This is a genomic window from Streptomyces sp. NPDC088124 (genome assembly GCF_040685895.1).
GTDB lineage: Bacteria > Actinomycetota > Actinomycetes > Streptomycetales > Streptomycetaceae > Streptomyces.
In genome coordinates this window covers 137,417-149,372 of sequence record NZ_JBFBJB010000021.1, presented here as the reverse complement: position 1 = coordinate 149,372, position 11,956 = coordinate 137,417, and the positions used below count along the sequence as shown (strand labels likewise).

Sequence of the window (11,956 nt, the reverse complement as noted above, 5' to 3'; positions counted from 1 at the left end):
AGGCGGAGGAGGGAGGCGACGCGGGAGCGTCGGGTCCTCCGGCTCCACCGTCAACGCCGCCGGGCGCCGCCCATCGGCACGCGACGCCGCCCCACTTCTCCGCCCGACCTCTTAACCTCGTGCGTATGGCATTTGTGAATCTTGAGGTCTCCGGCGGCGTCGGTACGATCCGGCTCGACCGCCCTCCGATGAACGCGCTCGACACCGCCCTCCAGGACCGGCTGCGCGAACTGGCCGTGGAGGCGGGCGCGCGGGACGACGTACGCTCCGTGATCCTCTACGGCGGCGAGAAGGTCTTCGCGGCCGGCGCCGACATCAAGGAGATGCGGGCGATGGACCACGCGGCGATGATCGGGCGCTCCCGGGCGCTCCAGGAGTCGTTCACGGCCGTGGCCAGGATCCCCAAGCCGGTCGTCGCGGCCGTCACCGGGTACGCGCTGGGCGGCGGCTGCGAGCTGGCCCTCTGCGCGGACTACCGCATCGCAGGGGACAACGCCAAGCTCGGCCAGCCCGAGATCCTGCTGGGGCTGATCCCGGGCGCGGGCGGCACCCAGCGGCTCGCGCGGCTGATCGGCCCGTCCCGCGCCAAGGACCTGATCTTCACCGGCCGTCAGGTGCGGGCGGACGAGGCGCTGGCCATCGGACTGGTCGACCGGGTGGTCCCGGCGGCCGAGGTGTACGAGCAGGCGCACGCCTGGGCGGCGAAGCTCGCGCAGGGGCCGGCGCTCGCGCTGCGCGCCGCGAAGGAGTCGGTCGACGCGGGTCTCGAAACGGACCTGGAGACCGGACTCGCCGTCGAACGGACGTGGTTCGCGAGCCTGTTCGCCACCGAGGACCGCGAGCGCGGCATGCGCTCCTTCGTGGAGGAGGGGCCGGGCAAGGCGAAGTTCCTCTGAGAACCGCCCTGTTGGACATGCGTGGCCGCTACGTCAACCCCGTGCATCGCTCGGCGGAACCTTAAGGCGGGCTTAAGGATGCCTGCGCGATCACATTTGGTGATCTTTCAATCGGTTCTCGTCATCGCAGGTCGGGATGGGTGCTCAAGCTCAATTTCTGCCAAGGGCATATGCCGATCACGCCCCCCGGAATGCCTCGTTCCGGGGGGCCGAATACCAGGGAACGGCCACGGTGGGAGCGCCGTGCGGCCATGATGGGGGCATGGCGGGCCTGGAGGGTACGGAGCAGCCGCGGCAGCGCGGACACGCCGCCGCCGAGCGGTGGATACCCTCCGTCGACGACGAACAGGCGCTCAAAGCGCTGGAATTGTTCGGCAATCCGACGGAGGCGGAAGTGCGGCTGCCGTCCCGCCCCGAATCCGCCGCCGCCGCCCGCCGGATCACCCACACCGTGGTGCTGCGTCAGTGGCAGCTCTCGCCGGGGACCGCCGAGTACGCGGTCCTGCTCGTCTCCGAACTGGTCGGCAACGCCGTCCGCCACACCGGTGCCCGCGTCTTCGGGTTACGGATGCTGCGCCGCCGCGGCTGGATCAGGATCGAGGTGCGCGATCCCTCGCGCGGCCTGCCGTGCCTGATGCCGGTGCGTGAGCTGGACACCAGCGGGCGCGGGCTCTTCCTGGTCGACCGGCTCTCCGACCGGTGGGGCGTGGACCTGCTGCCGCGCGGCAAGACCACCTGGTTCGAGATGCGGGTCGCGGACCGCCAGATTCCGTAGCCACCGCGACACCCCGCGACATCTCACGGCACTCCGCCGCGCCTCTTGGCGCGTCATGACGTCGATCGCACGTCGCGCCGCCCCACGACACCCGCGAGGGGCGCCCAGCGGGTCAATCATCAGATTTCATGCCATTTACGCCTTAAATGGGGTCGTGATCCCGATCGACCGCCGCAGTGCACTGCGCGCAGCAGCCGGCGCTGCCGTCACGGGCGCCCTCGCCACCAGCTGCTCCGACACAACCCCCACTTCTGTAAAGCCGTCAGCGGCCGCACCCGGCAACAGCCCGGGAGCCTCGGGCCCCAGCCCCGGCACGGCACGTTCCGCCACGCGGAGCGCCCCCGCGCCCCGGCGCTTCCCCGGGCAGCCCGCCGAGATCGAGCACGGCCCCCGCGACCGCCCCCGCGTCGCCCTCACCTTCCACGGCCAGGGCGACCCCGCCACCGCCACCGCCCTGCTCGCCCAGGCGGAACGCGCCGGGGCCCGGGTCACCGTCCTCGCGGTCGGCACCTGGCTCGACGAACAGCCCGCCCTCGCCCGCCGGATCCTCGACGGCGGCCACGACCTCGGCAACCACACACTGCACCACACCGACATCTCCGCCATGGACGAGGCGGAGGCGTACGCGGAGATCACCGGCTGCGCCCGGCGGCTGCGCCGGCTCACCGGCTCCATCGGCACCTGGTTCCGGCCGTCCCGCACCCAGCACGCCACCCCGCTCGTCCAGCGGCTGGCCCGGCGGGCCGGCTACCCGCACGTCCTCTCGTACGACGTCGACTCCCTCGACTTCACCTCGCCCGGCGCCGCGGCCGTCGTCCGCACCGTCACCGGAGAGATCCGCGACGGCTCCGTGGTGAGCCTGCACTTCGGCTACGCGGACACGGTGGCCGCGCTGCCCGCCCTCCTCGACGCACTGGAACGCCGCGGCCTGCGCGCGGTGACGACCACGGAGCTGCTGACCTGATGCACCGAACTCCTTCCCGCGCCCGCCGCCGCGCCCCGCGCCCCGCCTGCCGCTCCGACCGCCCCGGCTCCCGCCTCAACTCACCCCGTGCCGCACGCTGTTCGAGGCGTCTCGCGGCCGCCGCCGCGGCCTTCTCCCTCGCCGCCGTGCTCGCGGGGTGCGGTGACTCCGGCGAGCCGGTCCGTACGGGGGCCACCGCCACCAAGGCCACGCGCCCGGCCGCCCCGGTGCGGTCTGTGCCCGCCGGTCTGCCGGGCATGCCCCCGGTGCAGGACCCCAAGGACATCTACGCCGCCGACCGTCCCGGCATGCTCTCGCCCGTCGTACGGGGCTTCCCCTCGCGGGTGTACGTGCCCAACACCAACTCGGACACGGTCTCCGTCATCGACCCGGCGACGTACGAGGTCATCGAGACGATCCCGGTCGGCCGGCAGCCGCAGCACGTCGTGCCGTCCTGGGACCTCAAGACCCTCTGGGTCAACAACAACCGCGGCCACACCCTCACCCCGATCGACCCCGCCACCGGCAAGGCCGGCGAACCGGTCGACGTGCACGACCCGTACAACCTCTACTTCACGCCCGACGGCAAGTACGCCGTCGTCATGGCCTCCCTCGACCGGGAACTCGTCTTCCGCGATCCGCACACCATGAAGGTGGTCAAGACGGAGCCGGTCACCTGCGCGGGCGTCAACCACGCGGACTTCTCGGCGGACGGCCGGTACTTCATCGTCTCCTGCGAGTTCTCCGGCGAACTCCTGAAGGTCGACACCGCGAAGATGAAGGTCGTCGGCCAGCAGACCCTGCCCTTCGAGGGGGCGATGCCCCAGGACGTGAAGATCTCGCCGGACGGCGGCACGTTCTACATCGCGGACATGATGGCCGACGGCATGTGGGTGCTGGACGGGAAGAAGTTCTCCACCCCGAAGCTCCTGCCCACCGGCAAGGGCACGCACGGTCTCTACGTGAGCCGGAACTCCCGCGAGATGTACGTCTCCAACCGGGGCGAGGGCTCCATCTCCGTCTTCGACTTCAAGCAGGACAAGCTGACGAAGAAGTGGCACCTGCCCGGCGGCGGCAGCCCCGACATGGGCGGTGTCTCGTCGGACGGCAAGGTCCTCTGGCTGTCGGGGCGCTACAACGCGGAGGTGTACGCGATCGACACCACCAGCGGCAAGGAGCTGGCCCGGATCCCGGTCGGCGGCGGACCGCACGGTCTCGCGGTCTACCCGCAGCCGGGCCGCTACTCGCTCGGGCACACGGGCGTCTTCCGCTGACCGCAACACGCCCGGCAACACGCCCCAATCCGGGTGACGGTCCACGGCCCGCCGCCGCGGAGCGTGGAGGGTGCTCCCCATGACCACTTCTCGCCTGCGGCGGCGGGCGGCGGCCGTCGCCCTCTCCGTCGCCGCCGTGTTCGTCCCCGTCGCCTCGGCCACGGGGGCCGTGTCAGGACCGGAACCGTCCCCCTCGGCCACCGTGAAACCCGCCGAACCCGCCCCGCCGGCCCCGGCCCCGCCCGCGGCGGCGCAGCCCACGCCGCCCGCACCGACCGCACCGCCCGCCCCGGGTACACCAGGCGCACCGGCGGCCCCGGAGGCCGAGCCCGCCCCGGCCCCCGACCGGTGTCCGCTCGTCGAGGACAAGATGTTCGCCGCGGTGGACCACCGGGTCGAGGTCGCGCGGATCACCCCGACGCCGTACTGGCGTACCGACTGCCGGCAGCTCTACCGCGCCGACGACCGGGCGCCGCAACTCGTCTTCGAACAGGGCCTCCACCCCGACGCGCCGGTGGACGGCCGGTACGACCTGAGCCGCCACACCGCGGCCGGGCAGGGCTCGCCGTACGTCTCGGCCGGCTACGACCACGACCTCTACAAGTCCACGGTGGGGGACAAGCCCGTCTACAACTACTACATCGACGCGCCCGGCGGCGTCGACGTCGACCGGACCCTCGGCGCCCCCCGGCAGCCCGAGGGGAGCGACCAGGTCGCCTTCCCCGGCGGCGTCGCCCGGGAACGCGTCGTCGGCGCCTGCCCGGTGGACCTGGCGAAGAAGACCGAGATCATGGCGCAGTGCCAGGACAACCCGCACTACAAGCCCTGGCGCGGCTGACACATCGGCTTCGGGATGCTTATGGTCGCGTTGCCGCCCCGCGCGATCCGTAGAGATGATGAGCAGGTGATATTTCCTGGTCCGTCCGTCGACGCCACCGCCCACGGTTCCGGCCGCAGAGCCAGGCCGACCACCGCGGCTCTCGTCGCGGGCGGGGCGCTGGCGGCGCTGCTCCTCGTACTGCTGGGCGCGAGCGCCGCCGCCCGGGGCACGGGGGAACTGCGCATACCCGGCGCGGGCGCCACCACGGTGCTGCGCGCGGTTGTCTTCGCCGCGCTCGCCGTGCACCTCGGCGAACTCGCGGGCGGCCGGCTCGCCCGCTCCGGAACCGCCCGCTCCGGACCACTCCGTACCGCCCCCGGTACCGCCGTCGGGACTGCCTCCTCGACGGGACCCCTGACCGCCCCCGTGGCGTTCTCCGAGCCGCGCCGCTGGGCCGTCGCCGCGTCGCTCGCCGGGGCCGCCGCCTCGGCCGGGCAGATCGTGCTGCTGGCCCGGGTCAGCGGGCTCGACCTCACCACGGTGTACGGCACCGCCGACGGCCGCCTCCTGCTCGTCATGGCCAACGGCTTCCTGCTGGCCGCCGGCTGCGCCACCCTGACCCGCCCGGCCCTCGCCCTCGTCCCGCTCGCCGCCGTCGTCGGCGCGGAGGCGCTGCGGGCCCACCCGGAGCCGTACACCCCGCTGCTGGGCGCCGCGCTCACCGTCGTCCATCTCACCGCGGCGTCGCTCTGGACCGGCGGGCTGCTGTACGTGCTGCGGGCGATGTGGCTCCGCCGCGGCGTCCCGGGCGGGGCGGGGGACCTGCTCGTCCGGTACGCCCGGCACGCGGGCCGGCTGCTCGCCGCGCTCGCCGCCACCGGCACGGTCTCGGCCCTGCGCAGGCTTCCCGCCGACGTCGTCCTCACGACGGCGTACGGCCGGGTGCTGATCGCCAAGCTCGTCCTGGTGGCCGTGGTGTGCGCGCTGGCGCTGGCGGCCCGGCGCCGGCTGGGCGGGGGTGGCGACCCCACCCGCCCCGCCCGCGCCGAACTGGCCGTACTGGCCCTGGTCGTACTGGTCTCGGCGGTCCTGACGGTGGTCCCGGACCCGCACTGGGTCAGTACCCGCTGACCGGGACCCGGCCGCCGGACGCCCGGGTCACCGCAGGGCGCTGCCCGCCAGCCACCGGCTCCAGGGGATGTTCCAGTCCCCGTAACCGTTGCCCGGATCGACCGTCTCCGGCGTCCCCGTGACCTGTACGACGTCCCCGGGGATGACCTCCTCGAAGAAGCGCCGCGCCGTGCCGTCCGTGGGGAGACCGACGCAGCCGTGCGTGATGTTCTCGCGCCCCGCGTGGACGTCGGCCAGCGGGTTCTCGTGGAGGTAGGTGCCGGAGGACGTCAGATGGACGGCGTAGTTGTAGTAGCCCTTGTACGCGTCGCCGAAGCCGACGGTGCTGGAGTCCATCAGCACCCGGCGCTCCTTGTCCGAGACGACCATGACGCCGTTCCAGGTCTCCATGCCGGGGGCCCCGGCCGTGATGGGGATCCGGGTGGCGACCCCGCCCTTCACGACCGTCATGAAGTGGCCGGGCACGTCGACGGTGGCGACGAGGGACCGGCCGACGGAGAAGCGCCGGTTCAGCGTGCCCGCCGGGCCGGAGCCGGATCCGGGGCGCGGGCCCGCGTGGAGGGTGACCTTCGTGCCGGGGGTCCAGTAGGTGCGGGGGCGGTAGTCGAGGCGCTGGCCGTCGTCGAGGTGGCGGTCCTTCACCCAGCTCCAGGCGCCGGTCACGGGCGGCCTGCTGGTGACGGTCAGGGCCCGTTCGACGGCGGCCCGTTCGGCGGCGGGCACGGGCTGCTCGAAGGTGAGCGACACCGGCATCCCGACGCCGACCACGGCTCCCTCCTCGACGTTGACGTGGACGCCCTCCAGCACGGCGGGCACGGGCGCCGCCGGGCGCGCCGCGGGGCGGACGGTGGCGGCCTCGGTGGCGGGCACGGCCTTGTCGTCCTCGGACGCGCCGGAGCCTCCGGCGCCCAGCAGCGAACAGCCCGTCAGCGCGAAGGCGGCGCACAGGGCCGCGGCTCCCCAGGCGTACGGGACGCGGGGACGGACGCGGTCACGCGCGGACGCGGGGAACGGGGCAGGGAACGGGGCAGGGACAGAGGCAGGGAATGGGGCAGAGGCGGGCCCACGGGCACAGGCGCGGGCGCGGGCGGTGTGATCGGTCTTGATGTCGGCTCCCGGGGTCATCGTGTCCCCCCTCGCTGGTGTTCCGGATGGTGCGGTGGACTTGCGGCATGCGTGAGATCGGCGTACAGCACGCGGGCCGGACAAAGGACATGGGAACGGGTCGGTCGGGACGGAGAACGAATCCGACGCCTTCTACGCCCCGACGTTCCCCCGAATGGTCGGCCGTCCCTACGCCATGACGGGTGATCACACCGTCATCCCGGTCGCCGCCGTCACCGGGGAGGGGGGAGCCTGCCGCACCCGTTGACGCCTGATGATCCCCTTGGGAATGTGTGGAGTCCTGATGCTTTCTGTCCCATCTTGGGAGTCGTCATGCGGGACGTACCGGCACGGAGCGAGTCGCACGGCAACGATGGCAGTGACAGCAGTGACAGCAGTGACAGCAGAGACAGCAGAGACAGCAGAGACGGCGGCCGCGGGCGCGAGGGCCACGCCGCCCGCAGGGGCTTCCTCGGCGGGGCCGCGGCGCTCGGCGGGGCGATGGCGCTGGGCGCCGCACTGCCCCGTACGGCGCGGGCCGCCGCCGCGCCCGGCACGCCCGGCACGGCACGCCCGGCGCGGGCGGCGGCCGCGTGGGAGGACGTGATCAACGGGTCCTTCGGCAGCTACGCCGCCTTCGAGGCGGAGTGGAACTACCGGTACCCCTGGGGAAGTGACCACAACGGCAGCGCCCGGATGTACGGCAGTTCCACCGACCACAACCACATCTATCTCAACTCCGGCGTGCTCACCCTCCAGGCGACCCGGATCACCTGGGACGAGGGCACGAGCAGCTCGACGCCGCACCTGCCGATCCGCTACCACTCGGGCGCGGTGCACGCGAAGAACCAGATCGTGGTGACCGACCAGTTCCCCGACTACGAGGTCAAGGGCGAGTTCCAGGCCCCGAGCGGGGCGGGCACCTGGCCGGCGTTCTGGCTGACCGGGGTCAACAGCTGGCCGCCGGAGAGCGACATCCTGGAGTTCAAGGGGAACACCAACAACTGGTTCAACACCTTCCGCACCTCCTCGGACGTGTCGACCACGATCGTCGGCGTCTCCTCGCCCGGCTCCTGGCACACGTACCGCGCCTGGATCACCAAGGTGAGCGCCACGGACGTGGACATCCACTACTACCTCGACGGCACCTGGAAGGCCGCCCACCGGGGGGCCGGGTTCGTCGGCAAACCGCTCTGGCTGATCGTCAACCTCCAGATGGAGGGCTCCTCGGGCTCCTCGGGGCCGGGCGGCGACACCTTCTACCGGGCGCGGAACGTCTACGTGGGCCGCAACCGCACCGTGTGACCGGCGTACCGGTTCACGGACGGTGGAAGGTCACCTCCGGGTAGGCGGCGGACTCCCCGTCCAGCAGCGGACGCGGTACGTGGCGCAGATGGCGGTCGAAGAAGGCGGCGAGGTACTCCCGGACGATCGCGTTCGCCCGTTCCGGCGGGAGGGTGGCCCCCGTGGGGTCCTCCATGCCGAGCTGGTCGATCACCGCCGAGACATCCGTGAACGAGGTGACGTGCGCCGAACCGGCCACCGTCAGCCAGCGCTTCCAGCCGTCCGGCCGCTCCCAGGTGGTGTCCCAGCTCGCGTCCCCGCCGCCGGGGCGGTGCAGGCTGTCCGTGCCCAGCAGCAGGAACGGGCGCCCGGTGAGCCCGGCGCCGGGCGCCTTCCGGTGGAAGCTGCCGTCCATGTTGACCCCGGCCAGGACGCGTGGGTCGTCGGACATGGTCTGCTCGGCGGAGTCGCCGCCGATGGAGTGCCCCGCCATGCCGATCCGGGAACGGTCGATCAGCCGGGCGCGCTCCCACGCGGGCCGCGCGCCGGCCAGCCGGTCCAGCAGGAAGGAGACGTCGGCGGAGCGTACGTCGGCCACGGCCGGCTTCCCCTCCTCGCCGCGTACCTCGCATGCGACGCAGGAGGTGAAGGAGCCGTCGGGCCAGCTCGTACCGAAGCTCTCGTACGCGTGGTCCACCAGCGCGACGACGTAGCCGCGGCTGGTCAGGTCCTCCGCGAGGAGCGAGAGGGTGAGCCGGGAGAGGGAGAAGCCGGGCGAGAGCACGACGAGCGGATAGCGCCCCGGCAGCGCCCGCACGTCCAGACGGGAGTGCACGCGCGTCGCGCTCATCGGCTCGGCGAGAGAGCCGGGGACACCGTTGTTCATTAGGAAGGCACGGGCCTCGTCGGCCGTCAGATACGGCGCCGGTCGGCCGGTGCCCGGCGCGGCCGGGTAGTACATCGACACCAGCAGCCGGCGCGGCCCCGACTCCGGCACCCACGGATCGGCGCGGTCCCGGTCCACCAGGCGCAGGGTGTCCCGGCCGACCCCGTACGGGCCGGTGGGGCGGGGCAGTTCGGCACCGGCCGCGGCCGGGGAGACGGCCTCGGCGCCGGGTGCGGGGGCCGCGGCGGCCGTTCCGGCGGAGAGCGCCGAGAGGCCCGGGGCGGCGAGGGCGAGGATCAGGGCGGCGGAGAGGGCGTAGGCGCGGGTTCTCTTCGTCATACCGTTAGAGACGACCGGGGCATGGGCGAAGTTGCCGTAATCCGGGGGAAGTCGGGGTGACCGGGGCGTCCGCGGGGTCAGTTGCCCTGCTGCGGGCGTCCCGGCCCCGCGGCGCGCAGGGCCCATGCCGGGGTCCAGATCTCCGGCGCGGTGAGGTGGGGGCGCGCGGCGGCGGTGAGGTGGTCGCGGAGTGCGGTGAGGGCCGGGTGCGGATTGTCGGTGCGCCAGACCAGGCAGTGCGGGTAGACCGGGGCCGGATCGCGCAGGGGGATGCGCCGAAGATCGTGGCCGGCGGGCCAGACGAGGGGGGTGCGCTCGCTCAGGAAGGTCCCCAGCGTCGCGGAGTCCGCGATCGTGTCCAGCAGCGCCTCGACGCCGAAGTCGGGGCCGATGGCGTCGACGGTGAGCCCGAACGCGGCGGCGAGCTCGTCGTAGTAGGCGGCCCACTCCGTTCCCGACCGGTTGCCGGGCATCCAGATCCGCCGGCCCGCGAGCTGGGCGGGGGTGACCGCGTCGGCGGCGGCGTACGGATGGGCCGGCCCGGTGACGAGCTGGAGCGGCTCGTCGAGGACCGGGGCCGCCTCGACCCCTTCGGGAAGCGGCAGTCCGGGCAGGGTGACGGCGCGGAACGTCGCGTCGATCGTGCCGTCGCGTACCGCGGCGAACGCCTCCTCGGCGCTGAAAACCGTCATGACGTCGAGATCGGTCCCGGGATGCGCGCGGTGGAAGTCGCGCAGCAGCCCCGCCGTGGAGAGCCGCCGGCCGATCACGTCGACGCGCAGCGGGCGGCACCCCGGCCGTACGGAGGCGGCGGCCCGCTCCTCGGCCCGCAGCAGCGCGCGGGCGTGCGGCAGGAACGCCTGCCCGTCGATCGTGAGCCGGGCCCCGCGCGGCGCCCGGGTGAAGAGCCGTACGCCGAGCTGTTTCTCCAGCGCGGCGACGCGCTTGGACACGGCCTGCTGCGTGATCGACAGGCTGCCCGCGGCTTCCTGGAACTGGCCCGCGTCCGCGGCGACGACAAAGGTGCGTACGGCGGTGAGATCCATGACCGCCAAGCTAACAGCACAACCGATGGTTGTGGCACGGGGGTGAAATGGTTGTTTGATCCGGTACGCGGGGCTCGCTTTGCTGTCCCGCGTCAACGCACGGTTGCCCGAACCGTGCACCGGAGGTGCCCTACCTCCCCTCGCGGACCACTCGGGCGACAGCCCGGTCAGGCTCCGCAATCAGGGGCCGGCCGCCCCGGCCCTGCCCAGGGCCGCCAGCTCGGCGCGCAGCAGCCCGCTCACATGGCGGTCCCTGGCCTCCTGCTCCGGGCCGGAGAAACCTCTCGGCACCACCTCGACCAGCATGATCAGATAGAGGTAGCAGCGATAGAGGCCGAGCCGCCGCCGGGTCTCGGCGTCGAAGTCGACCCGGCCGCCGGCCGACCGGTATCCGTCGAGGAACGCCCCGTCGCGCTCGATGTCCTCGAAGAGGGCCAGCGAGACCAGCTCCGCCAACGGGTCGCCCCAGAAGGCGCGTTCGCCGTCGATCAGGCCGCTGATCCGGTGCGGCTCGTCCGGGGCGGCCCGGTCGACCAGGATGTTGCCGTCCCAGAGGTCGAAGTGGACCAGGACCGGCGTGGTCACGGCGTCGAGCGGATCCGCCGCGGCGTGCACCGTCTCCCGGATCCGCTCGGCGGGCTCCGGCAGCGGCGCGCCGAACGTGGCCGCGTCGGCCAGGACCGTGTCCACCATGGCGAGGAACGCGGCGCGCCAACCGGGCGGTGAGGCGACGGAAGCGGCCCCCGGCGCCCCGGCGGTCCGGAGGACCCGCGCGGCCTCCGGGAGCTGCGCGGTCTGCGGGTAGCCGAACGCCGGGCCCGTCACCTCGTGCAGCGCCGCCACCAGCCCGCCCAGCTCGCCGCGGAGTCCCGCCCGCTCGTCGTCCCCGATCCGCTCCCGCGCGGCGGACCAGTTGGCGCCGGGCAGGTCGGTCAGCACCAGGAAGTCGGTGTCGATCAGCTCGCGGGAGAAGTCCGCGTACACCACCTCGGGCACCGGCGCCCGGCCCGCCGCGGCGGCGTAGAACAGGCCCTCGGTCCGCATGATGCCGCGCTCGTAGCTCAGCGTCGGCATCGCCGGATCGGGCGCGATCTTGAGTACGAGACCGCTGTACCCCGGCGCGTCCTCGCTCAGGCGGACGCGGTAGACCGTGTTGAAGGTCGCGTCCTCCAGCTCGGTGCGCGAGCGCACCAGGCCGGGATCGACGCCCGCCGCCGCGAGCATCCGGTGGAACTGCTGCTTTCCGGGGCGCCGTTTGTGCAGATTGTGCATATTGTTCACGTATCTGCCTTTCCGTCGCGCGGACCGCGTCCTGCGGGCGGGCAGGGTGATAACCCGGAGGGTACGTCCATGGCTGTCCTCATGACCCCTCCGAACTGCCCCCACAGGGGGTGCGGACGCGTGTGCGCGAGCCGGGCGTGCCGAAAGTATCCGGGA

The 11,956-nt window shown here is 73.1% G+C and carries 11 protein-coding genes; 7 read left to right on the top strand and 4 right to left on the bottom strand.

Annotation, left to right across the window (positions count from 1 at the left end):
* Positions 1-125 precede the first annotated feature (125 nt).
* The 6 genes from AB0P17_RS19385 to AB0P17_RS19360 all read left to right on the top strand — a co-directional run bounded on the left by AB0P17_RS19385 (position 126) and on the right by AB0P17_RS19360 (position 5,860).
* On the top strand, positions 126-896 hold the full coding sequence (locus AB0P17_RS19385) for an enoyl-CoA hydratase-related protein (RefSeq protein WP_365812479.1): 771 nt from the start codon (positions 126-128) through the stop codon (positions 894-896).
* 136 nt (positions 897-1,032) lie between these two features.
* A complete protein-coding gene (locus AB0P17_RS19380; protein WP_365812477.1) occupies positions 1,033-1,671 on the top strand; it encodes an ATP-binding protein in 639 nt (212 codons plus the stop codon).
* 154 nt (positions 1,672-1,825) lie between these two features.
* Positions 1,826-2,635: a polysaccharide deacetylase family protein gene (locus AB0P17_RS19375; protein ID WP_365812475.1), complete on the top strand. Its 810-nt coding sequence runs from the start codon at positions 1,826-1,828 to the stop codon at positions 2,633-2,635.
* Positions 2,635-3,909: a YncE family protein gene (locus AB0P17_RS19370; RefSeq protein ID WP_365812473.1), complete on the top strand. Its 1,275-nt coding sequence runs from the start codon at positions 2,635-2,637 to the stop codon at positions 3,907-3,909. Before AB0P17_RS19375 ends, AB0P17_RS19370 begins: the two co-directional genes overlap by 1 nt.
* 79 nt (positions 3,910-3,988) lie before the next feature.
* Complete coding sequence (locus AB0P17_RS19365; protein ID WP_365812471.1) at positions 3,989-4,747, top strand: hypothetical protein; 759 nt, start codon at positions 3,989-3,991, stop codon at positions 4,745-4,747.
* A 66-nt stretch (positions 4,748-4,813) separates the two neighbouring features.
* Entirely contained in the window at positions 4,814-5,860 is a 1,047-nt protein-coding gene (locus AB0P17_RS19360) for a CopD family protein (RefSeq protein ID WP_365812469.1), read from the top strand.
* 27 nt (positions 5,861-5,887) lie between these two features.
* Here AB0P17_RS19360 and AB0P17_RS19355 read toward each other — a convergent pair whose 3' ends face one another.
* Positions 5,888-6,985: a L,D-transpeptidase gene (locus tag AB0P17_RS19355; protein WP_365812467.1), complete on the bottom strand. Its 1,098-nt coding sequence runs from the start codon at positions 6,983-6,985 to the stop codon at positions 5,888-5,890.
* Positions 6,986-7,297: 312 nt separating this feature from the next.
* Here AB0P17_RS19355 and AB0P17_RS19350 point away from each other — a divergent pair, with 312 nt between their 5' ends.
* Entirely contained in the window at positions 7,298-8,269 is a 972-nt protein-coding gene (locus AB0P17_RS19350; RefSeq protein WP_365812465.1) for a family 16 glycosylhydrolase, read from the top strand.
* Between the two features lie 13 nt (positions 8,270-8,282).
* On the opposite strand, the gene AB0P17_RS19345 is transcribed toward AB0P17_RS19350, so the two are convergent.
* From AB0P17_RS19345 to AB0P17_RS19335, 3 genes are all read right to left on the bottom strand, one after another.
* Positions 8,283-9,473, bottom strand: a complete 1,191-nt coding sequence (locus tag AB0P17_RS19345; protein WP_365812463.1) for an alpha/beta hydrolase — start codon at positions 9,471-9,473, stop codon at positions 8,283-8,285.
* Positions 9,474-9,550: 77 nt separating this feature from the next.
* Entirely contained in the window at positions 9,551-10,519 is a 969-nt protein-coding gene (locus AB0P17_RS19340; protein WP_365812462.1) for a LysR family transcriptional regulator, read from the bottom strand.
* Positions 10,520-10,699: 180 nt separating this feature from the next.
* Entirely contained in the window at positions 10,700-11,791 is a 1,092-nt protein-coding gene (locus AB0P17_RS19335) for an aminoglycoside phosphotransferase family protein (RefSeq protein WP_365812499.1), read from the bottom strand.
* Positions 11,792-11,956 lie beyond the last annotated feature (165 nt).